This is a genomic window from Amycolatopsis sp. GM8 (assembly GCF_021653975.1).
Lineage (GTDB): Bacteria > Actinomycetota > Actinomycetes > Mycobacteriales > Pseudonocardiaceae > Amycolatopsis_E.
Genome location: NZ_JAJKFK010000001.1, coordinates 367,287 through 392,744 on the forward strand (window position 1 = coordinate 367,287; position 25,458 = coordinate 392,744).

A 25,458-nucleotide genomic window follows, 5' to 3' on the forward strand; every position below is an offset into this window, starting at 1 on the left:
TCACACCGGGCGTACCGGTCCGTTGACGATCACCGGCCGCACGCCCGCCGGGCTCGCCGCCGCTGTCGGCTGCACGTACCCGTTGATGTGCAAGGAAACCGCCCGGATCGAACCGGTGTCCGCGCCCGCCACATCGGCCACCTTGAACGTCCACATGCCGTCCGCCGGGGCACCCGTCAGCGCCCCGAGCGGGCTGATCGGCCGCCACGTTCCGGTGAACGGCGCCGCCGTGCCGAACGCCGACGTGATCGGCGTCGACGCACTGTCGTCGAACACGACCTGGCACATGTTGTGCCCGCTGGCGCCGTTGCGCTGGAACACCGTCGCGCTGAGCCCGGTCGGCGACGTCAGCGTGCCGACCAGGTCACCGACATACGAGTGGTTGAGCCCCACCGTCGTCGACGCGGCATCCGTGCTGCACGCCGTGCCGTCCACCGAGAACGTCACCCGCGACGCCCGGCCCACCCCGCTGACCGTGATCGGCACCGAGGCGCCGATCGGGCTGTTGTCCGGGATCGCCACCGGCGGACCGGTGTAGGCGAAGTCCCGCACCACCGGCGACGGGGTGCCCACCGGCACCGAGAACGACGTCGTGGACGGCGAGTAGGCGCCGGCGAACGTGACCTTCGCGTCGAGCACGACCGGCTGGCCGAGTTCCTGCGTCGCCGGCACGGTCAGCGTGAACTCGTTGATCCCGGTCTGGCCGGGACTGATCGTGCCGTAGGACTTCGACCGCGGCGCGATCGTGACCCCCGGCGTCGGGCTGGTCAGCACGACGCTGGTGGACACCGCGGTGCCGTCGCCGTCGTTGTGCACCGGCAGCCGCACGGTCGCGACATCACCCGGGTCGAGCCCGGCGCCGCCGTCGCGCGGCACGATCGACGGCTCCTGCGCGGTCACCAGCGGCTGCGGGCTGGCGCCGGTGTAGGCGAGTACCTTGTCCGCCAACAGGATTCCATGCCCGGTCAGATTGTCCTGGCCCGGTGCCTCGATGTCCACCGCGGTATTCAGCAGCGCCTCATGAACGTCCGTTGTAGACAGTCCGGGATTGCCGGACACCACCAGTGCGGCGATCGCGGCCGCGTGCGGGGCCGCCGCCGAGGTCCCGAAGAACGGGCTGAACCCGGTCACGCTCGTGGACACGCCGTCGGCCGCCGTGAGGTCCGGCTTCGCGCGGACCTCACCACCGGTCGAGGACACGTTCCCTGGCGTGATCGGGGTTCCGTCGGCCTGATAGAACACCCGCCGCGGACCATCCGAGCTGAACCGTTCCGCCTTGGTCGCGGCCGAGAACGAGCCGGGGTACGGACCGGCGGGGTTCGGCGGGTCACCCGGTTCGAGAGCACGCCCGAAGGCCGCCGCGGCCGGTGCCGCCGCCACGCTGAAGGCGTCGCGCGCCGCGGAGTGTCCCACCGTCACTCCGGGAGTGTTGTAGGCCTTGAGCCCGTCCGCCGAGTCGGAGAACCTGCCACGCAGGGCTGAAAGCGAAAGGTACCGGTTCGCGCCCGAGTACTTGACGATCGCGAGCCGCAAGCCGCTGCCGCCGAACGGTGACGTGGCAAGGAACTCGTACGGATCCTGGGTGCCGTCCTGCACGTCCTGGCTGAAGGCCACAATGGACCCTGCCGAGTCGAACAGGTACAGGTCGTAGTCGTCGGACGCGGCGCCCAGTGGATCGGACCAGTGCAGCGTCACCGGGATGCCCGCCGACGAGGCGTCCGAGATGGGTTCGAAGATCTGGGTGCCGGACGAACCGGCGAAGTTGTGCGCGGTGCCGGCGAACTTGCCCACCCGCTGGCCCGAGTCGACGAAGTCGCCTTCCCAGTGCGCGGCAGTGCCGTCCGCGACGCTTCCTTCATTGCCGGCCGAGGAGAAGTACAGGGCGCCGTCGGCGGTCACGTCGTTGACCGACTGCGCGATGATCCAGTCCTGGAACGGCGATTCCTTGAAATAGATGACGTCGTCGACGATCACGTCGCAGTGCCGTTCGAAGCGCAGTGTCCGGATGTTGTCGGCGAAACTGGCGTCGGAGTTGAACGCCGAGGCGAAACCGAGCGCGGCGCCGGGCGCGAGGTCATGGATGATCTCGAGCATCGCTGTGCCCTCATCGCCGGCGCCTTCCTGCCCGGCAACGACGTCGACCGCCGGCAGCTCGCCCGCCGCCTGCGAGACGGCGAGGGAGTCGACGCCGTCGGACAGCGCGCACACCTTCACCCCGACGCCGGTGACGCCGAACTGCTGGCGCGCGGCGTCGGCGTTGTGCGCGCGGTCGCCCTCGCTGGTGACCGCCGACGCGGCGACCTGTGTGCGGGCCTGCGTCTTGGCCGTGACGGCCTGCTGGAGCTCCTGCTGGATGCGGGCTGCCTTCTGCTGCTTGGTCTCGGCCGGGGTGGTCGTGCCCGGTACGGCCGGCTCCCGCTGAGTCATCGCTCCGTCCGCGGCTTCGACCCGCTTGACGTCGGACCGCGCGGCGATCGCGGTGAGCGCGGCAAGTGGCACGTCGGCGCGGATGCTCGAGTACCGGTCGGACACCGCGCGCACCCCGGCGCCGGCCTTGGTGAGCGCGGTGATGAGGTCGCCGGACACCTTGGTGACGCGGATGTCCACGAGTGCGGTGCTGCCGGCGTTCTTCCGCAGCGCGGGCAGGGCCGAGGCGTTCAGCTTGCCGCCCTGGAGCTTCTCCTGCACCAGGAGGTTGCTGTCTACTTTGGACTCGGTCTTGGTCGAACCGGCCTTGATCGCCTGCAGGGTCGCGATCTGCCGCAGTGCGTTCGCGGTCGGATCGCCGGCCTGTGCGGCGGCCGCCGTGGCCGGTGCGGCCAGGCCGAGCGCGGCGGCTATTGCCGCCACACAGGCCAGTACCGTGGATCTGGATCTTCTGCTGGAACGGTGTGGATTCACGAGCGTCCCTTCATCCTCAGGCACGTGCCCCGACACACGCTGAGCCATGCCGGTTCGATCACCGGCTCAGGAAAGGTAAAGGCTTGTGGATATCTCACCGCAGCGGCCGTACGGGTGACTTGGGGAAGATATTTTCCGGCAAGCAGCAGAGCTCGTAGGCCGTTCGGTGCAACGCCTGACGCTTTGGCACCAACAGGTCCGCACAGTCGAGTCGATTGGCCGAACCAATCGAAGTGGTTCGACCAGTGACGCGACTGCGCGAACCTGCCATCCTCCTCCGGCGTGGCGAAGGTCTTGAGGCTCAGACCTCCCTTAGGCGACCGTTCTCGAGGCGCAGCCGGCGGTCCACCTTGATCTCCGCCAGAAACCGTTCGTCGTGGCTGACCACGACGAACGCGCCCTGGTACGCGTTCAGCGCAGCCTCGAGCTGCCCGACGCTGACCAGATCGAGGTTGTTCGTCGGCTCGTCCAGCAGCAACAACTGCGGCGACGGTTCGGCATTGAGCACGCACGCGAGCGTCGCGCGCAGGCGTTCGCCGCCGGAGAGGACGCCGACCGGCAGGTGCATCCTGTTGCCCCGGAACAGGAAACGGGCCAGCAGGTTCAGCCGCTGCGCCTCCGGCATGTCCGGCGCGAACGCGGCCAGGTTCTCCGCCACGGTCCGGTCCAGGTCGAGCAGGTCCAGTCGCTGCGACAGATACGCGACTCGGCCCGCGACACGCGTGGGCTCCCCCGCTTCCGGCGAAAGGTCGCCGGCGATCAGGCGTAGCAACGTCGATTTGCCGGCACCGTTCGGACCGGTCAGGGCGATCCGTTCGGGCCCGCGGATCGCCAGGTCGATCCCGTCGCCGGCGAAGACGGGCCGCGAGTCGTACCCGACCTGCATCCGCTCGCCGAGGAAGACCATGCGTCCGGCGGGCACCTGTGTTCCGGGCAGCACGAGCACGACCTTCTGGTCCTCCCGCAGTGCCCGCTCGGCCTGATCGAGCTTCGCCTTCGCGTCGTCGACACGGGCGGTGTGCGTCTCGTTCGCTTTGCCCGAGGATTCCTGTGCGTTGCGTTTTCTCGCCCCGGCAAGGATTTTGGGCAATCCGGCGTTGCCGATGTTCCGAGCGGCGTTGCTCGCGCGCCGCGCAGCCCGTTCACGCGCCTGTTGCATCTCGCGCTTTTCGCGCTTGACCTCCTGTTCGGCGTTGCGGACGTTCTTCTCGGCGACTTCCTGCTCGACACGGACGGCTTGCTCGTATTCAGCGAAATTGCCGCCGTAGAACCGCAATTCGCCGCGACCGAGTTCAGCGATGCGGTCCATCCGGTCGAGTAGCGCCCGGTCGTGGCTGACCAGCAGCAGGCAGCCGTTCCAGTCCTCGAGCACGCGGTAGAGCTTGCGCCGCGCGTCGAGATCGAGGTTGTTGGTCGGCTCGTCGAGCAGCAGCACGTCGGGCCGCTTCAGCAATTGCGCGGCCAGGCCGAGCGACACGATCTGCCCTCCGCTCAACGTCCATAAAGGACGATCGAACGACAGATCGCCAAGGCCAAGGCGATCCAGTTGGGCTCGGGTACGCTCCTCGATGTCCCAGTCGGTGCCGATGGTGGTGAAGTGCTCCTCGCGCGCGTCGCCGGCCTCGATCGCGGCGAGCGCCTTGATCACTGGGGCAATGCCGAGCACTTTGGCGACGGTGAGGTCCCCCGCCAGCGGCAGGGTCTGCGGGAGATAGCCGAGCAGCCCGTCGACGGACACGCTGCCGCCGCCGGGACGCAGTGCGCCGGCGATGAGCTTGAGCAGCGTGCTCTTGCCGGCGCCGTTGGGCGCGACGAGACCGGTGCGGCCTCCGCCGATGGTGCAGGACAGATCCTGGAAGACGACCGTGTCGTCGGGCCAGGAAAAGGACAGGTCAGAACAGACGATGAATGCGTCGGACATGCGAAAAAGCCTTCGAGTGTGGCGCGCGTTCGCGCGAAGGAACAGGGAACGACGGCATGGCCGCTGCAGGCTCACGCACCCGGCAGCGGCCGATCATCATCCGGTCTATCCGGAGATGTCGAGGTCACCTTCCACAGTCGTCTCCTCGTTCCGTTCACTCGCTCCAGTCGATGCTACCTTGCCGATCCGGTAGCCGGGCATGGATCACCCGCGTAGCCCGTTCGGCGTCGGGCTCCTCACCGGTGATCAACGCCAGGTACACATAGGACTCCATGACAACGCTCGCGTTCGTGGTCGACAGCGGGCGAGATCGTCTTGGCGTTCCAGAAATCGTTGCATACCACAGTTTCCGATCGCGGCCGTGCCTGCTCCGGTCACGACATAGCGGCGCGCAGCCGTTCAACGGTGCCGTTCATCAGGTTCCATCACACCTGGCTCCGCGGCGAGCCCCGTGCACATCGACTCGCGCGCCGGACCGCACCGGTCAACTGCCTGCGCAACGGTCTGCCACCACGCATGTTCGCCCCCGTTGGCTGCCTTGACATCGATCGTGGCTCGGAGGACAGTCCGCGACATTACGCGAATGTGTGGCAATGGAGCGGCAGATGAGCGATTCGATGCAGAGCCCCGTCGTGACCATCAGCAGCGGTCGACTGGCCGGGCGCACTTCGAACGGCGTCACCTCGTTTCTGGGCGTGCCCTACGCCGCGGCGCCCTTCGGCGAGAACCGGATGCGACCACCACAGCCCGTCGAACCGTGGTCCGGCACGCGTTCCGCGACCGACTACGGCCCCACCGTCCCCAAGGGCGACTACCCGCCGAACTACCAGCCGCTGTTCCGTGAGGTCGTCATCCCGGGCGAGGAATGCCTGAACCTCAACGTGTGGACGCCCGACCCGGGCGCGGGCGGGCTACCGGTGCTCGTCTGGATCCATGGCGGCTCCTTCATGAACGGCTCGGGCTCGATCGGCGAATATGACGGCAGCGCGTTCGCCCGCGACGGGATCGTCTGTGTCACGATCAACTATCGCCTGTCGGCCGAAGGGTTCCTGTACCTCGGTGACGACGTCGCGAACCTCGGGTTGCTGGACCAGATCGCGGCGCTGCGGTGGGTGCGGGACAACATCGCCGCGTTCGGCGGCGATCCCTCCCGGGTGACCGTCGCGGGCGAGTCGGCCGGAGCCATGAGTGTCACGACGCTGCTGTCCATGCCACTCGCGGACGGCCTGTTCGCGCGGGCGATCATCCAGTCGGGAGCCGGCGCACACACGCTGACACCCGAGCAGGGCCGGCTCGTCGGCGGCTATCTCGCCGAAGGCCTCGGCGTGCCCCCGGTACGCGAAGCGATCGCAGGCGTCCCGATCGACAAGCTGGTGCGGACGGCGTCGGACCTCGTGGCCGCAGTACAGACAACGCCTGATCCTGCCAAGTGGGGAACGCTCGCGCTGAGCCTGCTTCCGTTCGCACCGACCGTCGACGGCGACGTCCTGCCCGCCGCGCCGGTCGACGCGTTCACCACCGGGCAGAGCCGCGACGTTCCCCTGCTGGTCGGTTCCACCCGGGACGAGGCACGGCTGTTCCTCGTGGCAGCAGGCACGATCGACCTGGTCGACGACGCGATCCTCGGCGCAAGCGCCGCAGCCTACGGGCTGGGTCACGATGCCGTGGCCCGCTACCGGGCGAACCGGCCGGACGCCTCGGCCGGCGACGTGCTCGCGGCCCTGATATCCGACTGGTTCTTCCGGATCCCGGCACTCCGCGTGGCCGAAGCACGCGGTGATGGCGACACCTGGGTCTACCGCTTCGATCACCCGGATCCGTCGGCCAATCACAACCTGGGCGCGGCCCACAGCGTCGAGATCCCGTTCGTCTTCGACACGATCGGCCGGCCCGAGGCCCGCCCGCGGATCGGGGATTCGCCCTCGCAAGCAGTAGCCGACACGACGCACGGCACCTGGGTCTCATTCATCGTGCACGGCGACCCTGGCTGGAGCCGGTACGACCAGGAGCGGCGCGCGACGGGCCTGCTCACCGACAAGGTAACCGAAGCCGCGGACCCAGCCGGCGACGAACGAGCCCTGTGGGACGGCATCCGCTGACGACCTGCCCCGCTGCCGCGTCAGACCATAACCTCACCTCCCTGCACAACATGGCGGAAATGCTTCGGGTCGGCGAGCACCTCGATGTCGGCCAGCGGATCACCATCGACGACGAGAAGGTCGGCATGCGCTCCTGGACGCAGAGTGCCGATCTCGCCCGTCATGCCGACCAGGTCCGCAGCCACCGTCGTCGCGGAGCGGAGGACGTCCAGCGCCGGCTGAACCTCCCCACGCAGCCGGAACTCATGGTTCTGGTGCCGGTGCATGCCACCCAGCAGATCCGTTCCGTAGACCAGTTTCACCCCGCCTCGCGCGGCCCGCTCCAGCGCCTCCAGCCCGGCGCCGAGCACCTCGTCCACCTTGCGCCAGTTCCGCTCCGGCAGCCCGAACTCCCGCCCCTCCTCCTTCAGCGCCCAGTACGTCACCAGCGTCGGCACCAGGAACGCGTCGTGCTCGAGGAAGAGCGTGACACTTCGGTCGTCCAGCAGATTCCCGTGTTCGATCGACCGGATGCCTTGTTCCAGCGCCCGGTTCACGGCCCTCGCCGTGTACGCGTGCGCGGCGACGTACCGGTTCGCCGCTTCCGCCTCCTCGACGATCGCCCGCAACTCCTCCACCGAGTACTGGGTCGAGTCGATGCGGTCGGTCGGTGAGGCCACCCCGCCGGAGGCCATCACCTTGATGTGGTGCGCACCCTTCCGCAGCTCGTCCCGCGCCGCGGCACGGACCGCGTCCACCCCGTCGGCGATCCGGCCCAGGCCCGCGCAGCACGGATGGTCATCGTGCACGCGGGTGCCCCGGTTCCGGTTGTCACCGTGCCCGCCGGTCTGACTCAGCGCCCGCCCGCAGAACAACAGCCGCGGACCGCGGAACAGCCCTTCGGCCTGCGCGTCCGAGAGACCGTAGTCAGCGCCGGAGGCATCCCGCACCGTGGTGAACCCGCGGTCGAGCATCTCGCCCATGATCCGCATGCCGTGCGCGGCCACATAGGACGGTGACGACGACGGTAGCGAGCCCAGATCCGCCGTCGACGCCGTGACGTGCACGTGTGCGTCGATCAATCCCGGCAGCACGACCGCGCCCCGCAGATCCTCCGTGCGCACGCCGGGCGCGGTCAGGCCGCGCCCGGTCTCCACGATCCGGCCGTCCGCACAACGCAAATCACTCTCGGTGTACTCGCCGGCTTCCGGATCGAGCAGCAAAGCGTTGCGCAGCAACAGTGAACCGGTCATCGGTCACCCGCCAGAGCCCGCAAGGCCGGCACCGCGAACGGCGCCAGCTTGACAGCCGCGGCGACGGAGGCCTCGTCGTAGCGGCCCTCGGCGTCGAGAATGTTCAACGCTCCCAACGTCTCCCCCGCGTCGACGACCGGCACGTTGATCACCGCGCCGCAGCCGAGCGAGTCGATCAGCTCGTGGTCGGCGAACACCTCGCGCACGGCGACACGATCCGGCCCGAGATACGGCTCCTGCCGGACGATGCATCGCTCGAGCCAGCCGGACGAGATTTCCACGCTCTTCTCACCGCCCACGGGATAGTGCTCGGGATGGCTGGTGTACACGCGCCGCATCGCCCGTCGCTCGGGAATCCAGGCCAGCACGGTGAACAGCCGTACCCCGATCGCCGCACGCACCCGCTCCTCCACTGTGGACAGTTCGGTCATTTCGTCAGCTCCTCGTGATGGGTGCAGGCACGCCGGATTGGGTGTTGACAACATATCGTGCAGTTCGGCATATTTGCAAGGGTCGTTGCAGACTTTGAAGAAAGGGGAGGTGAGATACGGTGGGCACGTGCCGGATGCGGAGAACCTCGCTCACTTCGACGACTTCGTCGAATGGCTGGAGAGTCTGTTGCCCGAGCGCGGCCTGCGGTCGAAGTCCGCCGCCGTGGTGCAGGTCCTGCGCACGCACCCGCGGCTGGCGTCGTTCGGGTCCACAGCGGACATCGCGCGGCGCGCCGGCGCCAACGTCGCGACCGTGACGAGGACAGCGCAGGCGCTCGGCTTCGCCGGTTGGCCGGCACTGCAACAGGAATTGCGAGGGTGGTACCTGTCGTCGCTGAGCGCACCCGAGGTCATCAAGGAGCACCACAGCGTCGACTCGCCAGCCGCCGCGTCGATCCGGCGTGACCTCGACAGCCTGGGAATCGTGCAACGCCGCTTCATCGAGCACGAGATCAACGATGTGGCCGAGGCGATCGCGAGCGCCCGGCGCACCATCGTGATCGCCGACGGTAGCTATGCGGCGGTGGGCATGGCCTTCGCACACAACGCCCGCCTTGCCGGATATGACGTGCACGCGATCTCGGTAGGCGACGCGGAGCTGGCAAACGCGATGGCGAGGACCACCGGGGACGACGTACTCGTCGCTATCAGCTTCTGGCGGCTATACCAGAGCACGGTGCTCGCCGCACACGAGGCACGTGAGCACGGTGCGCGGGTCTTCGTGATCACCGACGCCGCGAGCCCGGCGCTGGCGAAAGCGGCGGACCGGGTACTGCTGGTGCCCACGGAGGGCGTGACGTTCTTCCCGTCGCTCACGGCAGGCATGGCGCTCGCACAGGCGATCGTCGCGCAGCTGGCGGGCATCGACGAGGACCGCACCGAGAAGTCCATCGAAGCCGCCGAGGCGATGTGGGCACGGTTCGACCTCCTGCGCCGGCGTCCACACAAGGCCTCAAACGCTGATTGAAAACTTCAGAGAGAAAGGTCCACAAGCGCTGAGCCGACCGCGTCGGGGCACGCCGCCGCCCCGTGGGTGGGGACATCTGCCACCGGCCGGGCCCCCGGGCCGGTTCCTGAACGGTTTCGCCGACGGCGGTGTGCGCGTCCACCGGCCGACGGCACCTTCTGACCCGCCGTCAGAAGGTGCCGGTCAACTCGCGATCTCTGCTAACTTCTCACGGAAATCGCGCATGTGGAACGGGGGCGCTCCAATGACAGACACCGGTCTGTTCCGTCGCAAGCCCATCGACCAGATCGAATCCGTCGAGACCGGTGGCCTGCAGCGGACACTCGGGCTGTGGCAGCTGACCGCGATCGGTATCGGCGGGATCATCGGGGCCGGCATCTTCTCCCTCGCCGGTGCGGTCGCCCACGAGACCGCGGGGCCGGCGGTGCTCATCTCGTTCCTCGTCGCGGGTGTCGCGAGCGCTGCCGCCGCGTTCTCCTACGCGGAGTTCGCCGGGCTCATTCCGCGCGCCGGGTCGGCCTACACCTATGGCTACGCGGTCCTCGGTGAGCTGGTCGGCTGGTTCATCGGGTGGGATCTGCTACTGGAGTACACAGCGATCGTCGCGGTGGTCGCGATCGGGATCTCCGGCTACTTCAACGATCTGCTGGGCTTCTTCCACGTCGAGCTGCCGCTGTGGATGTCGGGCGCACCCGGCACCGAACCCGACGGCGTGGCCGCGGGGTCATACAAGGTGAACCTGTTCGCGGTGGTGCTGTGCCTGCTTATCGCGTTCGTGCTCAACCTCGGCATGCGCTCGGCGGCGCGGTTCGAGACCCTGCTGGTGTACCTGAAGATCGCGCTCGTCGTGCTGGTCATCGTGGTCGGCGCGTTCCACATCAACAGCGGCAACTGGTCCGACTTCTTCCCGTTCGGCATCGGCGGCGCGTTCACCGGGGCGGCAACGGTGTTCTTCGCCGTCTTCGGGTACGACGCGATGTCGACCGCCGCCGAGGAGTCGCGTGACTCCCAGCGGCACATGCCGAAGGCGATCCTGTACTCGCTCGGCATTTCGATGGTGCTGTACGTGCTCGCCTGCCTCGTGCTCACCGGCATGGTGAACTACAAGGACATCGACACCGAAAGCGCTTTCTCGAGTGCCTTCGCGAGCGTCGGGCTACGGGCCCTCGGCGCGGTCATCGCCGTCGGCGCCATCCTGGGCATCCTCACGGTGCTGTTCACGTTCCTGCTCGGGGCGACCCGCGTCGGCTACTCGATGAGCCGCGACGGGCTGCTGCCGAAATGGTTCTCCGGCACCCACCCCACTCGCCGGGTGCCCACCCGGATGACCTGGGTCCTGGGGGTGGCCGCCGCGGTCATCGCGGGGCTGCTGCCGATCGGCGAAGCCGCGGAACTGACGAACATCGGCATCCTGCTCGCGTTCGTCGTCGTGTGCGTGGCTGTGATCGTGCTGCGCTACCGGCGACCGGACCTGCCCCGCACGTTCCGCACCCCTGGCATGCCCGTGGTGCCCGCGATCGGTGTCGTGTTCTCGATCTGGCTGATCACGTTCCTGAAGCCCGAAACGTGGCTGCGGTTCGTGATCTGGTTCGTGATCGGCCTGATCGTCTACTTCACCTATTCACGACGCCACTCGCGTCTCGCGCGCTAGCGCCTCGTCCAGTTCGGCCAGCAGCCGCATCTTCGGCCGGGCGCCGACCAGACCGGCGACCGGCCGGCCATGGTGGAACAGCATCAGGGTGGGCAGCGACATCACCTGGAAGTCCCGTGCTACCAAGGGATTCTCGTCGCTGTTCAGCTTCACGATCCGCAGGCCGGGCCGCTCGGCGGCGATCTCCCCCAATACCGGCGCGATCATGTGGCACGGCGGGCACCACTGCGCCCAGAAGTCGACCAGCACCGGCCCATCGTGCTGGAGCACCTCGGCGGCGAACGTCTCATCGGTCACGGCAGGCAGGCTCATCAGTTCTCCTCGGAAAATACGCCACAAGGGCCGGGCTGTTTCGGTATCGCGTCGGCGAGTTTGGCCAGCAAGGTCTCGCGCACCTCGGTGAGCCGCGCGATGCAGGCAGTCACCTCGTCGATCTTGCGCTGGTACACCTCGATCGAATCGGCACACGAATCGCCGGTCTCATGACCGGCGCGCAGGCATTCGACGAACGGACGCGTGTCGTCGAGGCTCAGCCCGAACGCCTGGAGCATTCGGATCTCGCTGACCAGGCGAATGTCGTCCTCGCCGTAGTCGCGATACCCGTTCGCCGAGCGCTGAGCCTTCAGCAGCCCTTGGGACTCGTAGAACCGCAGCGCCCTGGTCGTCGTCCCGGCACGCTGGGCGAGTTCACCGATTCGCATACTCCCGAAGGTAAACCTTGACGCCGGCGTCAAAGCAAGACGTCACGCCACCGCTGGTCGATCTCCGCCGGCAAACCCGGGGCGTCCTGGGCGACCTTCGGGAACGAGTCGCCCCATTCCCAGGCAGGCGTCGGCGATCGCGCGGCTGTTGTACGCGGACGAGCCTTCGGGGTGGGCGGATCAATGTCATCGTCGACGATCGCCACGTACGGTTCACGGATGCCGACATCGCGCGATGGGGCAGGTGGCCTGGTGTGGCCGGCCGGGATACCGCTGGTGCAGGGAAACCGCGATGCACAGGTCCTTCGCCGGACGGGTCCTTGTCACGCAGGTGGTCGGAGGAGCAGCCAGCCCTCGATCGCGAGCTCGCAGGGATCGGCAACCCCGTGTCCGGCGCTCCCACCACCGGAACGCCCTTGCACGCGGACACGGTGCCAGTCGCGCTGGGCATCGGCGGCCCGGTCGTCGGCGTGGCGCTGGTTCTGGTCGCCTGGGACTCCACGGGCCGCCGCATCGGGGCGATCGCGCGGGCGCTTAGTCGGTCAGGTCCACCCGGATCGTCAAGAGGTTCGTGCCGACCGCCCGGACGCCGGAGCTGTTGAAGCGCGGCAGGGTGCGAAGCCGGGCGATGGGGTCGTCCTCGGGCAGCAGGTGCGCGACTCCGGGATGCCATCGGCCGTGCAGGCGGACCCGGACGCGCGGGTTGGCCCGGATGTTGCGTACGTACTGGGATCGCTCACCGTGCTCGGAGACGAGCCAGAACTCGTCGCCGGTGCGACGGCCACCGAGCGGGGTGTGCCGTGGCCTGCCGGACACCCGGCCCGTGGTCTCCAGGAGGATCTGCCCCGGCATCCGCCGAAGGATCGGATTCAGGATCCGCTTCTGGAATCGAATGACCCGGCGGTGCTTGCTCCGCACCGGATCGGCCGCATGTTCCAGCAGGCGCGGGATCACGCCGGTATGAATCGGCGCGGCGAGAGACCACAGCACCCGGCCCGGCGCGTTCCGGTACTCGACGGTGGTCGTCCAGCGCACCGACGCTTCGCCGGTCTCGACGACATTGCGGCTCTCGATCAACGGCGACGGCGCCTCGAGCACCACCTTCCGCGGCTCCGACGTCACGACCTGCCAGCCGAGCACCTGGGGCTGCGCCGTGGCCAGCCGGAACCCGAGCAGCCGCCACCCCGTGCGCAGGAACCACCTCATCCCGCGGGGCGCGCCTTCCCAGGTGGCGCGCGCCCACTGCTCCGCGGTCCGCTGGTCATCGCGGGGACGAGCGATCTCGGTGGTGTAGTCGACCATGCCCCGAAGCTACGCGCGCCCGGCGTGTCCCACATTCAGGACGGCGAGTTCGACGTCGGAGCAGGCCCCGCCTGGCCGGCTCTGCCGATCGCCTCGACACGGTTGCGGGCACCGAGTTCATGCAAGCGCCGGCTGCAGGTACGGCTTGGGGATATCCGTGGAGAACGGCACGCTACTGGCCACGATATACACCAAGCTGGAGAGCCATGCAGAGATCGCGTCGAAGTACAAGGCCGCCGCGTTTCTGGAGCCGCCGAACGGCAGCGTCGACTAGGGGTATGCGGTCGCGGGGGTCGGGGCTGCAGAAAGCGCTACGGCCTCACGAGTCGTAGTCGACCGTGAGCGTGTCGGAGCACGGCAGCGATTGGCAGGTGAGTACGAACCCTGCGGCGATCTCGGCCTCTTCGAGTGCGAAGTTCCGCCGCATCTCGGCCTTGCCGTCGGTGATCCGGGCGCGGCAGGTTCCGCACACGCCGCCCTTGCACGCGAACGGCAGGTCCGGCCGCACCCGCTGCGCGCCGTCGAGGATCGGGGTGTCCCGTGGGAGTGCGGTGGTCGTCGAGCGGCCGTCGAGGATGACGGTGACCTCGCTGGTCAGGCCCTCGACGGGCGCGTCCTCGTGCCGGACCGGGGCGGGCGGCACGTCGTCCACATAGAACAGCTCCTGGTGCACCCGCTCGGCCGGCACGCCGTGCTCCACCAGTAGCGCGCGGGCGTCGGTGACCATGCCGAACGGGCCGCACAGCCACCAGTGCCCGACCGCCGAGACATCGGGGAACAGCGCGAGCAGCGCTTCGAGCTTGCCCGCATCGAGCCGCCCGGTGAACAGCTCGGCCTCGCGCGGTTCCCGGGACAGCACGTGCACCAGTTCGAGCCGCGCGGGATAACGGTCCTTCAGATCGGCGAGCTCGTCGGCGAACATCACCGTGGCGGTGCGGCGATTTCCATAAAGGACGGTCACCGACGCGGCCGGGTCGCGGAGCACGGTCGCGGCGATCGACAGCACCGGGGTGATGCCCGACCCGGCGGCGATCAGCACATGGTGCGCCGGCGTTCCGAGGTCCGGGGTGAACCGGCCGGTCGGCGGCCCGACCTCGATCTCGTCGCCGGGCCGGACTTCCCGCACCAGCCACGACGAGAACAGCCCGTCGGGCACCTCGCGAACGCCGATGCGGGGCGCGGCACCTTCGGGCGCGCAGATCGAGTACGACCGCCGCTCCTCGCGCCCGTCGATCATCCGGCGCAGCGTGAGCGACTGCCCCGCGCGGAAGGAATATGTGTCGGACAGCGAAGGCGGCACGTCGAACGTAACGGCCACGGCGTCGTCACAGAGCCGCTCGACCGCGGTGACGGTGAGCGAGTGGAAGCCCGCGCGCAGAGTGGTAGTCAACTCAGATTTCCTTCACGTGCTCGAAAGGCTCCTGGCAGGCGCGGCACCGGCGGAGCGCCTTGCATGCCGTCGGCCCGAAATCCGACAACGACTCCGTGTCGGCGGAACCGCAGCGCGGGCAGCGCACCTGGCGCACGGGTGGCGTCAGCGTCAACCGCACCGGGCCGCGCGGCGCGGCGCCGGGCGGGGCGGCGCCGGGCGGGGCGATCCCGGCGTCGGAGAGCTTCTGCCGGCCCGCTTCGGTGATCCAGTCCGTGGACCAGGCCGGGGACAGCACCATGCGCACTTCGACGTCGCCATAGCCGGCGCGGGAAAGCGCGTGCAAGAGGTCATCGCGCATCGTGTCCATCGCGGGACAACCGGTGTAGGTGGGTGTGATCGACACGACCACGTGACCGTCCTTTTCGGACACCTCACGCAGCACACCGAGATCGGCGAGCGTGATCATCGGCAGCTCGGGATCGGTCACCGTCTCGGCGACGGCCAGCGCGCTCACCATGTCGCCCCCGGATAGGCCCGCGCCACGCTTTGCAGTTCCGCCAGCAGGAAGCCCATGGCCTCGGTGTGCACGCCGTCGCGGCCCGTCCGGCCCGCGACGGCCGCGCGCGGCGGCACCTCGGGCGTGGTCAGCGTCGCGGCTTCGAGTACCTGGGACAGCACCTCGTCGAACTCCTCCCGCGGCACCGGGACGCCGAGCCGGCGTTCAACATCATGCTGGGCGAACAGTTCCTCGACGTAGGGCCACGCGGAGCCGAGCCCGGCCTGCATCCGTTCGTGCGAGTATTCGGTGCCATCGCCCAGCCGCACTGCCCACCGGGCGGCGTAATCGCGGTGGTAGGTCAACTCCTTGATCCCCTTGGCCGCGATCGCCGCGAGCACCGCGTCTTCGCTGTCCACCAGCCGCGAGAACAACGCGAGCCGCCAGGTCGAGAACACCAGGAGCACCGCGATCAGCTGACCGAAGTCGCCGCGCTCCAGTTCCGCGAGCCGGACGTTGCGGAACTCGTGCTCCACCCGGAGGAACGCGAAATCGTCCTCACTGCGCCCGGAACCGTCGGCTTTCCCTGCCCTGGCAAACAAAAGGCGGGCCTGGCCGAGCAGGTCGAGGCCGATGTTCGCGATCGCCACCTCGTCCTCCAGCTCGGGCGCGTTCGTGCACCACTGCTGCAGCCGATGGGAGAAGATCAGCGCGTCGTCCCCGAGCATGAGGCAGTACGCCGCCAGTGCAGAACCGTCCACCCCGGACGGCACCGAAGTGTCCACACCGGACAGCGGATCCTCGAACCCCGTGCCGAACGCCCAGCGGGAATCGTCGGACGCGTCGGTGAGCGCTTCGAAAGCGTTGTCAAAGGCCATCACGCACTCACATGTGGGGAACGTTGTCGGGAATGTCGTAGAACGTCGGGTGCCGGTACACCTTGTCGCCCGACGGCGCGAAGAACGGGTCCTTCTCGTCAGGGCTTGACGCGGTGATGTCCGCGGCCCTGACCACCCAGATGCTCACACCCTCGTTGCGGCGGGTGTAGAGATCGCGGGCGTTGTGCAGGGCCATCTCGTCGTCCGCGGCACGCAGCGAGCCCACGTGCACGTGGTTCAGACCTCGCTTGCCCCGCACGAACACCTCGTACAACGTCCAGTCGTTCACCGCTGCCTCTCCTTCTGCCTCGCAGCATGCACGGCGGCGGCTTCCCGCACCCACTCGCCGTCCTCGTGCGCCTTCCGGCGATGCTCGACCCGTTCCGCGTTGCACGGCCCGTTGCCCGAGACCACCTGCTTGAACTCGTCCCAGTCCAGCTCGCCGAAGTCGTAGTGCCCGCGGTCGGCGTTCCAGCGCAGGTCCGGGTCCGGCAGCGTCACGCCCAGCACCTCCGCCTGCGGCACCGACATGTCGACGAATCGCTGACGCAGCTCGTCATTGGTGTGCCGCTTGACCTTCCAGGCCATCGACTGCGCGGTGTTCGGCGAGTCGGCGTCCGGCGGGCCGAACATCATCAGCGACGGCCACCACCACCGGTTCACCGCCTCCCGCACCATGTCCCGCTGCGCCGCGGTGCCCTTCATCATCGTCATCAGCAGCTCGAAACCCTGCCGCTGATGGAAGGACTCCTCCTTGCAGATCCGGATCATCGCCCGCGCGTACGGCCCGTAGCTGCTGCGGCACAACGGAACCTGGTTGCAGATCGCCGCGCCGTCCACGAGCCAGCCGATCACGCCGACATCGGCGAACGTGAGCGTCGGGTAGTTGAAGATCGACGAGTACTTCTGCCGGCCGGTGATCAGCCGCTCGGTCAGATCGGTCCGGTCGGCGCCGAGGGTTTCCGTCGCCGAGTACAGATACAACCCGTGCCCGGCCTCGTCCTGCACCTTCGCCAGCAGGATCGCCTTGCGCCGCAGCGAAGGCGCGCGAGTGATCCAGTTGCCTTCCGGCTGCATCCCGATGATCTCCGAATGCGCGTGCTGCGCGATCTGCCGGATCATCGTCTTGCGGTAGCCGTCCGGCACCCAGTCGCGCGGTTCGATCCGCTGGTCTTTCTCCAGCGTGTGCTCGAAATGCCGTTCCAGGTCCTCTTCGGACAGTGCCGCTATCATTTCGCCACCAGGGTCAGCACGTCGTACTTCGCCACCGAATCGCCGGCGGCGTTGGTCACATCGGCGTCCCACCGGACTTCGCCGTAGTCCTGGTCGATGCGCGGCGTGATCTGCTTGGCGGTCAACGTGACCGTCAGCTCGTCACCCGGCTTGACCGGGGTCAGGAAGCGAAGGTTCTCCAGGCCGTAGTTGGCCAGCACCGGCCCCGGTTCGGGCGAGACGAACAGCCCGGCCGCGAACGACACGACCAGGTAACCGTGCGCCACGATGCCGCCGAACAGCGGGTTCGCGGCGGCCGCCTCAGGATCGGTGTGCGCGTAGAACGTGTCACCGGTGAACTCGGCAAAATGGTCGACGTCGGACTGACTGACCACCCGCGGCCCGGCGACCACCGAGTCGCCGATCTTCAACTCCGCCAAGGACTTCCGGAACGGGTGCACACCTTCAGCGCGCGGCGCGCCCGGCACCCAGCGACCGGTCACAGCCGAGAGCACCTTGGGGCTCGCCTGCACGGCGGTGCGCTGCAGGTGGTGCAGCACGCCGTGGATACCGCCCATCTCCTCGCCGCCGCCCGCCCTGCCGGGTCCGCCGTGGACCAGTTGCGGCAACGGCGATCCGTGCCCGGTGGACTCCTTCGCATCGTCGGCGTCGAGCACCAGCAGCCGCCCGTGCCACGGCGCGACCCCGAGCACCACCTCGCGTGCGAACTCGGCGTCCCCGGTCACCACCGAACCCGCCAGGCTCCCCTCTCCACGCGCGGCGTAGTCGATGGCCTGCTCGGTCGAGGTGTACGGCAGCAGCGTGGACACCGGGCCGAACGCCTCGACCTCATGCGGCTCGGCGCGCTCCGGATCACCCTTGAGCAGCACCGGCGAGATGAACGCGCCACGCTCGGCGTCGGCGTCCACGACCTCGACCTGCTCCGGATCGCCGAACACCACGCTTCCGGCCGCCAGCAACGCCTTCAGCGACCGGCGCACCTCCTCGCGCTGCTCCAGGCTCGCGAGCGCACCCATCCGCACGCCCTCGGCCGCCGGGTTGCCGACCGTCACCTTCGCCAGCCGCGCGCTCGCCGCGGCCGCGACGTCATCAAGCAGCGCCGCCGGCACGAACGCGCGCCGGATCGCGGTGCACTTCTGGCCGGCCTTCACGGTCATCTCCGTGACCAGCTGCTTGACGAACAGGTCGAACTCGGCCGTGCCCGGGGTGGCATCCGGACCGAGGATCGAGCAGTTGAGCGAGTCGGCCTCGGCATTGAACCGGGCAGCATTGCGCACGATCGCCGGATGCGCACGCAGCCGCCGCGCCGTGGACGCCGAACCGGTGAACGCGACCAGATCCTGCCCGGTCACATGATCGAGCAGGTCACCCGCGCTGCCGCAGACGAACTGCAGCGTGCCCTCGGGCAGGATCCCCGATTCGACGATCAGCTCGACGAGGCGCGCGGTCAGGTACGCGGTTTGGCTCGCCGGCTTGATCAGGCTCGGCACCCCGGCCAGGAACGCGGGCGCGAACTTCTCCAGCGGCCCCCAGACCGGGAAGTTGAAGGCGTTGATCTGCACGGCGACACCCCGCAGCGGAGTCGCAATGTGCTGCCCCACGAACGTGCCGCCCTTGCCGAGCGGCTCGACGCCGCCGTCGACGTACACCGTGTCGTTCGGCAGTTCCCGTTTGCCCTTGCTCGCGTAGCTGAACAGCACACCGATGCCGCCGTCGATGTCGAACTTCGAATCGCCCAGGGTGGCGCCGGTCCGCGCGGACAGCGCGTACAGCTCCTCGCGGTGCTCACGCAGGTTCGAGGCGAGCGCCTTGAGCAGGGCCGCCCGCTGGTGGAAGGTCAGCTCGCGCAGCGCGGGCCCGCCGACGCGGCGGCCGTGGTCCAGCGCCGCGGCCATGTCGACGCCCGCCGACGAGACCCGCGCGACCTCTTCGCCGGTCACCGCGTCATGCAGCGGAACCCCCTCGTCAGGCGCGGTGTGCCAGTGGCCGCCGACGTAGCTGCGCAGGAGCGCCATCGATCCCTCCTCGAATAACCAACCGAACGTTCAGGAATTCATGGTAGCGTCTTGACAAGCGCGGGGCCAGGGGTCAGTTTGTTAACCGTCCATTCGGTCGGTAAGCAGGTGGTGCACAGTGACGGTTTCCGCGCCCGCGCAGGCGATGTTCGACGACGACGTCGCCTCCAAGTCCCTCGGCATCGAACTCGTCGAAGCCGACGGCGGACGCGCGGTCGCCCGGATGCGGATCACCGCGGAGATGGTCAACGGGCACGGCATCGCGCACGGCGGCTTCCTGTTCCTGCTGGCCGACACCGCGTTCGCGTGCGCCTGCAACAGCCACGGTCCGGTGACCGTCGCCGCCGGCGCCGAGATCTCGTTCGTCACCAGCGCCCGCCTCGGCGACGAACTCGTCGCCACCGCCGACGAACGCACCCGCTACGGCCGCAACGGGATCTACGACATCACCGTCCACCGCGGCGCGGAGGTCATCGCCGAGTTCCGCGGCCGCAGCCGCACCATCTCCCGAAGCTGAGGAGCCATGACCACGACGCACAGCGAAGTGCCGTACGCCAAGCGACTGGGGGCAGCGCCCGCCGCGGAGGACCTGTCGGCCGCCGAGCGGATGAGCGTGGACGAGCTGCGGTCCGTCCAACTCGGACGTCTACAGTGGACACTCAAGCACGCCTACGACAATGTGCCCTGGTATCGCCAGAAGTTCGACGAGGCCGGGGTACATCCGGACCACTGCCGCTCGCTCGAAGACCTCGCGAAGTTCCCGTACACCACCAAAGCGGACCTGCGCGCGAACTACCCGTTCGGCATGTTCGCCGTGCCACAGCGGGATGTCCGCCGCATCCACGCCTCCAGCGGCACCACCGGCAAGCCCACCGTCGTCGGCTACACCGAGGCCGACCTGGACACCTGGGCGAGCGTGATGGCCCGGTCGATCTTCGCCGCCGGCGGGCGCCCGGGACACAAAGTCCATGTGGCGTACGGCTACGGGCTGTTCACCGGCGGGCTCGGCGCGCACTACGGGGCCGAAAAGCTCGGCGCCACCGTGATTCCCGCGTCCGGCGGGATGACCGCGCGGCAGGTGCAGCTCATCACCGATTTCCGGCCCGAGATCATCATGGTCACCCCGTCCTACATGCTCACGCTGCTGGACGAGTTCGAGCGCCAGGGTGTCGACCCGCGCACGAGTTCCCTGCGGGTGGGCATTTTCGGTGCGGAGCCGTGGACCGAGCGGATGCGCGCTGAGATCGAGGAACGGCTGGACCTCGACGCGGTCGACATCTACGGCCTGTCCGAGGTGATGGGGCCCGGCGTGGCGCAGGAATGCGTCGAGACAAAGGACGGCCTGCACATCTGGGAGGACCACTTCTACCCCGAGGTGATCGACCCGGTCGACGAGAACGTGCTGCCCGCCGGCGAGACGGGCGAGCTGCTGTTCACGTCGCTGACCAAGCAGGCACTGCCGATCATCCGCTACCGCACGCGCGATCTGACCGCGCTGCGGCAGGGCACCGCGCGGCCGTCGTTCCGGCGGATGGACAAGGTCACCGGCCGCAGCGACGACATGATCATCCTGCGCGGCGTCAACGTTTTCCCCACCCAGATCGAGGAAATCGTGCTAGCCACGCCGGGTTTGGCGCCGCACTTCCAGATCCGGCTGACCCGCGAGGACCGGATGGACCACCTCACCGTGCTGGTCGAGGCCCGGACGGACACCCCGGCCGAACGCCGCGCCCCCGCCGCGAAGGAGATCTCGGCCCGGGTCAAGGACGGCGTCGGCGTGACCGTCGGCGTCGAGGTGCTGGACCCGGACACCCTGGAGCGTTCGGTCGGCAAGCTGAAGCGTGTGATCGACCAGCGCCCGCGCGACTAGACCAGGCCAGGGATACTCACGGTATGACGACCGCACCGCCGGCCCGGCCCGCCAAGCGCGGGCGGCCGGGCTATGACCTCGAGTCGCTGCTGGCCGTCGCGGTGAAGCTGTTCAACGAGCGCGGCTACGACGGCACCAGCATGGAGGACCTGTCGCGGAAGCTGGGCATCACCAAGTCCGCGATCTACCACCACGTGCCCAGCAAGCAGGAACTGCTGCGGCTGTCGGTGGACCGCGCGCTCGACGGGCTGTTCGCGATCGTGGCGGAGCTGGAAACCGTCGAGGGCCGCGCGGTGGTGCGGCTGGAGTATCTGGTGCGCGGCAGTGTCGCGGTGCTCGTCGAGCAGTTGCCGTTCGTGACGCTGCTGCTGCGCGTGCGGGGGAACACCAAGGTGGAGCGTGCCGCGCTCGCCCGGCGGCGTGAGTTCGACCACATCGTCACGTCGCTCGTGACGGAGGCCGTCGCGGATGGCGACCTGCGCTCGGACATCGATCCCGCCACCGCGGCGCGGCTGCTGTTCGGGATGGTGAACTCCCTGATCGAGTGGTACCGCCCGCGCGGCGGCATCGGGGCTGACGCCCTCGCCGATTCGGTCGCGACGATGGCCTTCGACGGACTGCGCATCCGCGGCTGACCACCCGCGAGTCCGACATTCAGGACAACGAGTCTCCCGTCGCGCGCCAAATTCCTTCAGCTAAAACTGGACAGTTTTAGCTGAAGGTTCTACTCTGGATCTTGTGACAGAAGGCGTATCTGATTCGGCCCTGCGCGCGGCGCGTGAGGTGCAGGTGGTCGTGAGTCGCTTGCGGCGGCGCCTCAAAGAGGTCGCCGGCAAGCACGAGATGACCCCGTCCCAGGTGTCGGTGGTCACCAGGCTGGACCGGGGCGGCCCGGCGTCCGCGAGCGATCTCGCGGCGGCGGAACGGGTCCGCCCGCAGTCGATGGCCACCGTGCTGGCCGGACTGGATGAACAGGGGTGGATCGAGCGGCGGCCTGACCCGGCGGACGGGCGCAAGCAGCTCGTTTCGCTGAGCCGGAGCGGACAGCGCTGGATGACGGAAAACCGTTCCCTGCGCGACGAATTCCTCGGCCACGCACTGCAAGATCACTTCAGCGAGAAGGAACGCCAGACCATCCTGCAGGCGTGCGCGCTGCTCGACCGGCTGACCACGCTATGACCGAACGGTTCAACCGCAAGCTGATCGCCCCGATGATCCTGGGGTCGATCCTGAACCCGGTCAACTCCTCGATGATCGCGGTCGCGCTGATCCCGATCGGCGCGGCGTTCGGCGCCCCGCCCGCGCAGACGGCGTGGCTCGTGTCCGGGCTGTACCTGGCCACCGCGATCGGGCAGCCCGTGGTGGGACGGCTGATCGACATCTTCGGCCCGCGCCAGCTGTTCCTCGCCGGCACCGCGCTGACCGGGATCGCTGGCGTGGTCGGCGTGCTCGCCCCGTCGCTCCCGGTGCTCGTGATCGCGCGCGTGATCCTCGGATTCGGGACGTGCGCCGGCTATCCGGCCGCGATGTACCTCATCCGCACCGAAGCGGACCGCACCGGGCAGAAGAGCCCGGCCGGGGTGCTGACCACGCTCGCCGTGGCCAGCCAGACGATCGTGGTCATCGGGCCCACGGTCGGCGGGCTGCTGATCGGGCTGGGCGGCTGGCGCACCATCTTCTCGGTCAACATCCCGCTGGCGGTGGCCGGTATCGTGCTCGGCCTGCTGCGACTGCCCAAGACCGGACGGCGCGGCGACGGCCACATCGACCTTCCCGGGATCGTGCTGTTCGCCGGGATGCTCACGTCGCTGCTGCTGTTCCTGATGGACCCCGTCGGCGAATGGTGGCTGGTCGTCGTGACCGTCGTGGTGGCCGCGGGCTTCGCGGTGTGGGAACGGCGTGCGGCGGAGCCGTTCCTCGATTTGCGGCTGCTGGGCGGGAATCCGGCGCTGCTGGCCACCTACGTCCGGATGCTGCTGACCGCCATCGTCTCGTACGCCTTCTTGTACGGCTACACGCAATGGCTCGAGGAGTCGCACGGGTTGTCGGCGTCGCTGGCCGGGCTCGTCCTGCTGCCGCTGTCGCTGACCGCGATCCTCGTGTCGTCGGCGACGGGCCGCAATCCGGAGGTACGCGGGAAGCTTCTCGTCGGCGGCGCTTGCCAGGCGCTCGCGTGTGGCGGCCTGCTGATCCTGCATTCCGGCAGCGCCATCTGGCTGCTGATCGTGATCGGCGTGCTCGTCGGGATCCCGCAGGGGCTCAACAACCTCGCGAACCAGAACGCCTTGTACCACCAGGCGGATCCGGCGCGGATCGCCTCGTCGGCGGGGCTGTTGCGGACGTTCTTCTACCTCGGCGCGATCATCTCGTCCTCGGCCAACGGCGCGTTCCTGAGCGAGCGGGCCGACACCCCCGGCCTGCACTCGCTCGCCTGGTTCATGCTCGGCGCGTCGCTGCTCATGCTGGCACTGACCATTGTGGACCGTTCACTGCGCCGGATCGGCGCTTCCACCGACGGGGAAGAGAAACCGATGGCACTGACCACTTTGGACGACAACACCGCACTCGTGCTGGTCGATCTCCAGCACGGCACGGTGTCGGGCTCGCGCGGCACCCCGCATCCGGGCCAAGACGTGGTCTCGCGGGCCGTCGAGCTGGCCGACGCGTTCCGCAAGCACGGCGGGCCGGTCGTGCTGGTGCGGGTGACCGGCGAGCCGGACGGCGCGGACGCGACGCCCGGCCGCACCGAGGCCGGCAGGCGGGATGCGCCGCCCGAGGGCTGGGACGTCATCGTCGACGAGTTGGCGCCGCAGGCGGGCGACATCGTGGTGACCAAACGGAACTGGGGCGCGTTCCACGGCACCGATCTCGACCTGCACCTGCGCCGTCGCGGGGTGACGCAGATCGTGCTGGCCGGGGTGGCGACGAGTATCGGTGTCGAGTCCACGGCCCGCGCCGCGCACGAGCACGGCTACCACGTGACGCTCGCGACCGACGCGATGACCGACATCGACGCCGACGCGCACCAGAACAGCATCCAGCGCATCTTCCCACTGCTGGGCGAGACCGGCACGACCGCCGAGATCATCGAGCTCCTGGAGAAAACGCGCTCCGGAGTGTCGGACTCGACGTCCTGAGTGTCGGACTCGGCGTCGTGAGCGTCGGACTCGCGAGCGGGAAGTCGCGGGGCGAGTAGGGATGTGCGACGGTACGGGATATGGCCGCTCCCGCTCGATCCACGGTGCTGTCCTGGACGACCGTCGTGCCCGTGGTCGGGGTGCTGGTACTCGTGGCGACGTGGGGGCGCGCCCTCTCGCTGGTTCCCGTGGTGCTGGTCGCGATCGTGCTCGCGGCAACCGTACTGGCCGCCGTCCATCACGCCGAGGTCGTCGCGCTCCGGGTGGGTGAGCCGTTCGGGTCGCTGGTGCTCGCGGTCGCGGTGACCGTGATCGAGGTGGCGCTGATCGTCACGCTGATGGCGTCCGGCGGGCCCGGGGCGTCTTCGCTGGCGCGGGACACGGTGTTCGCCGCGGTGATGATCACGACCAACGGCATCGTCGGGATCGCGCTGCTCCTGGGCGCGTTCAAGCGGGACACCACGCTGTTCAACGCCGAGGGCAGCGGTGCCGCGCTCGCCACCGTGATGACCCTCGCGACGCTTTCCCTGGTGCTGCCTACTTTCACGACCAGCCATCCCGGTCCGCAGTTCTCCGGCCCGCAGCTCGTGTTCGCCGCGCTCGCGTCGCTCGTCCTTTATGGCATCTTCGTGTTCACCCAGACGGTGCGGCACCGGTACTTCTTCCTGCCGGTCACCGAGGAAGGTGTGATCGAGACCGAGGAGCACGCGGAGGTGCCCACCGGCAAGGCCGTCCTGCTCTCGCTGGGGCTGCTGCTGATGGCCCTGATCGCGGTCGTCGGCCTGGCGAAGGTCGAGTCGCCCGCGATCGAGGCCGGCATCCGGGCGGTGGGCTTCCCGTCGTCGTTCGTCGGCGTCGTCATCGCGTTGCTCGTGCTGCTGCCGGAGACGATCGCCGCCGCGCGGGCCGCGTGGCGTGACCGCATCCAGACGAGCCTGAACCTGGCCTACGGCTCGGCCATCGCGAGCATCGGTCTCACCATCCCGTCGATCGCGCTGGCTTCGGTGTGGCTCACCGGACCGCTGACGCTCGGCCTCGGGCCGGTGCAGATGATCCTGCTGCTGGTGACGGTGCTGGCGAGCGTGCTGACGGTGGTCCCCGGCCGCGCGACCCGCCTGCAGGCCGGCGTGCATCTCGTGTTGCTGGCCGCGTTCGTGTTCCTCGCCGTGAACCCCTGATACGAGACACGGGG

The 25,458-nt window shown here is 68.8% G+C and carries 22 protein-coding genes; 9 read left to right on the plus strand and 13 right to left on the minus strand.

The window, feature by feature from the left end; translation table 11 throughout:
* Positions 1-2,850: a S8 family serine peptidase gene (locus tag LOZ83_RS01760; protein ID WP_236788142.1), complete on the minus strand. Its 2,850-nt coding sequence runs from the start codon at positions 2,848-2,850 to the stop codon at positions 1-3.
* A gap of 352 nt (positions 2,851-3,202) precedes the next feature.
* Positions 3,203-4,822, minus strand: coding sequence for a ribosomal protection-like ABC-F family protein (gene abc-f, locus LOZ83_RS01765; RefSeq protein WP_236789399.1), 1,620 nt, complete (start codon positions 4,820-4,822; stop codon positions 3,203-3,205).
* 605 nt (positions 4,823-5,427) lie between these two features.
* Here abc-f and LOZ83_RS01770 point away from each other — a divergent pair.
* Positions 5,428-6,921 carry a carboxylesterase/lipase family protein gene (locus LOZ83_RS01770; RefSeq protein ID WP_236788144.1) on the plus strand — a complete coding sequence of 498 codons (1,494 nt, stop codon included), beginning with the start codon at positions 5,428-5,430 and terminating at the stop codon, positions 6,919-6,921.
* Between the two features lie 20 nt (positions 6,922-6,941).
* On the opposite strand, the gene LOZ83_RS01775 is transcribed toward LOZ83_RS01770, so the two are convergent.
* Positions 6,942-8,153: an amidohydrolase family protein gene (locus tag LOZ83_RS01775; protein ID WP_236788146.1), complete on the minus strand. Its 1,212-nt coding sequence runs from the start codon at positions 8,151-8,153 to the stop codon at positions 6,942-6,944.
* On the minus strand, positions 8,150-8,584 hold the full coding sequence (locus LOZ83_RS01780; protein WP_236788148.1) for a GAF domain-containing protein: 435 nt from the start codon (positions 8,582-8,584) through the stop codon (positions 8,150-8,152). Before LOZ83_RS01780 ends, LOZ83_RS01775 begins: the two co-directional genes overlap by 4 nt.
* A gap of 127 nt (positions 8,585-8,711) precedes the next feature.
* Between LOZ83_RS01780 and LOZ83_RS01785 the strand changes: the two genes are divergently transcribed.
* Positions 8,712-9,611, plus strand: a complete 900-nt coding sequence (locus LOZ83_RS01785; RefSeq protein WP_374202606.1) for a MurR/RpiR family transcriptional regulator — start codon at positions 8,712-8,714, stop codon at positions 9,609-9,611.
* Between the two features lie 244 nt (positions 9,612-9,855).
* Positions 9,856-11,262, plus strand: coding sequence for an amino acid permease (locus LOZ83_RS01790; RefSeq protein ID WP_236788150.1), 1,407 nt, complete (start codon positions 9,856-9,858; stop codon positions 11,260-11,262).
* On the opposite strand, the gene trxA is transcribed toward LOZ83_RS01790, so the two are convergent.
* The 9 genes from trxA to paaZ all read right to left on the minus strand — a co-directional run bounded on the left by trxA (position 11,233) and on the right by paaZ (position 19,259).
* Positions 11,233-11,574 (minus strand): thioredoxin, encoded by a 342-nt coding sequence (gene trxA, locus LOZ83_RS01795; RefSeq protein ID WP_304512142.1) that lies wholly within the window; start codon positions 11,572-11,574, stop codon positions 11,233-11,235. The genes LOZ83_RS01790 and trxA overlap by 30 nt on opposite strands.
* Positions 11,574-11,963 (minus strand): MerR family transcriptional regulator, encoded by a 390-nt coding sequence (locus LOZ83_RS01800; RefSeq protein ID WP_236788152.1) that lies wholly within the window; start codon positions 11,961-11,963, stop codon positions 11,574-11,576. The genes trxA and LOZ83_RS01800 overlap by 1 nt, the downstream gene beginning before the upstream one ends.
* Before the next feature lie 534 nt (positions 11,964-12,497).
* Entirely contained in the window at positions 12,498-13,265 is a 768-nt protein-coding gene (locus LOZ83_RS01805; protein ID WP_236788154.1) for a nitroreductase/quinone reductase family protein, read from the minus strand.
* A 319-nt stretch (positions 13,266-13,584) separates the two neighbouring features.
* Complete coding sequence (gene paaE / locus LOZ83_RS01810) at positions 13,585-14,655, minus strand: 1,2-phenylacetyl-CoA epoxidase subunit PaaE (RefSeq protein ID WP_236788156.1); 1,071 nt, start codon at positions 14,653-14,655, stop codon at positions 13,585-13,587.
* Position 14,656: 1 nt separating this feature from the next.
* The gene (gene paaD / locus LOZ83_RS01815; RefSeq protein WP_236788158.1) at positions 14,657-15,154 is read right to left on the minus strand and encodes a 1,2-phenylacetyl-CoA epoxidase subunit PaaD; all 498 of its coding nucleotides are present in this window, start codon (positions 15,152-15,154) and stop codon (positions 14,657-14,659) included.
* A complete protein-coding gene (gene paaC / locus LOZ83_RS01820) occupies positions 15,148-16,011 on the minus strand; it encodes a 1,2-phenylacetyl-CoA epoxidase subunit PaaC (RefSeq protein WP_236788160.1) in 864 nt (287 codons plus the stop codon). Before paaC ends, paaD begins: the two co-directional genes overlap by 7 nt.
* A 7-nt stretch (positions 16,012-16,018) precedes the next feature.
* A complete protein-coding gene (paaB, locus tag LOZ83_RS01825) occupies positions 16,019-16,300 on the minus strand; it encodes a 1,2-phenylacetyl-CoA epoxidase subunit PaaB (protein WP_236788162.1) in 282 nt (93 codons plus the stop codon).
* Entirely contained in the window at positions 16,297-17,244 is a 948-nt protein-coding gene (gene paaA / locus LOZ83_RS01830; protein ID WP_236788163.1) for a 1,2-phenylacetyl-CoA epoxidase subunit PaaA, read from the minus strand. The genes paaB and paaA overlap by 4 nt, the downstream gene beginning before the upstream one ends.
* Entirely contained in the window at positions 17,241-19,259 is a 2,019-nt protein-coding gene (gene paaZ, locus LOZ83_RS01835) for a phenylacetic acid degradation bifunctional protein PaaZ (RefSeq protein WP_236788164.1), read from the minus strand. The genes paaA and paaZ overlap by 4 nt, the downstream gene beginning before the upstream one ends.
* 145 nt (positions 19,260-19,404) lie before the next feature.
* Between paaZ and paaI the strand changes: the two genes are divergently transcribed.
* The 6 genes from paaI to LOZ83_RS01865 all read left to right on the plus strand — a co-directional run bounded on the left by paaI (position 19,405) and on the right by LOZ83_RS01865 (position 25,444).
* The gene (gene paaI, locus LOZ83_RS01840; protein WP_236789402.1) at positions 19,405-19,776 is read left to right on the plus strand and encodes a hydroxyphenylacetyl-CoA thioesterase PaaI; all 372 of its coding nucleotides are present in this window, start codon (positions 19,405-19,407) and stop codon (positions 19,774-19,776) included.
* Positions 19,777-19,782: 6 nt separating this feature from the next.
* The gene (gene paaK, locus LOZ83_RS01845) at positions 19,783-21,129 is read left to right on the plus strand and encodes a phenylacetate--CoA ligase PaaK (RefSeq protein ID WP_236788165.1); all 1,347 of its coding nucleotides are present in this window, start codon (positions 19,783-19,785) and stop codon (positions 21,127-21,129) included.
* Between the two features lie 23 nt (positions 21,130-21,152).
* Complete coding sequence (locus tag LOZ83_RS01850; protein WP_236788166.1) at positions 21,153-21,764, plus strand: TetR/AcrR family transcriptional regulator; 612 nt, start codon at positions 21,153-21,155, stop codon at positions 21,762-21,764.
* Positions 21,765-21,867: 103 nt separating this feature from the next.
* Entirely contained in the window at positions 21,868-22,308 is a 441-nt protein-coding gene (locus LOZ83_RS01855) for a MarR family transcriptional regulator (RefSeq protein ID WP_236788167.1), read from the plus strand.
* Positions 22,305-24,266 (plus strand): isochorismatase family protein, encoded by a 1,962-nt coding sequence (locus LOZ83_RS01860; protein ID WP_236788169.1) that lies wholly within the window; start codon positions 22,305-22,307, stop codon positions 24,264-24,266. Before LOZ83_RS01855 ends, LOZ83_RS01860 begins: the two co-directional genes overlap by 4 nt.
* An 80-nt stretch (positions 24,267-24,346) precedes the next feature.
* Positions 24,347-25,444 carry a calcium:proton antiporter gene (locus LOZ83_RS01865; protein ID WP_236788170.1) on the plus strand — a complete coding sequence of 366 codons (1,098 nt, stop codon included), beginning with the start codon at positions 24,347-24,349 and terminating at the stop codon, positions 25,442-25,444.
* The last annotated feature ends 14 nt before the right edge of the window (positions 25,445-25,458 follow it).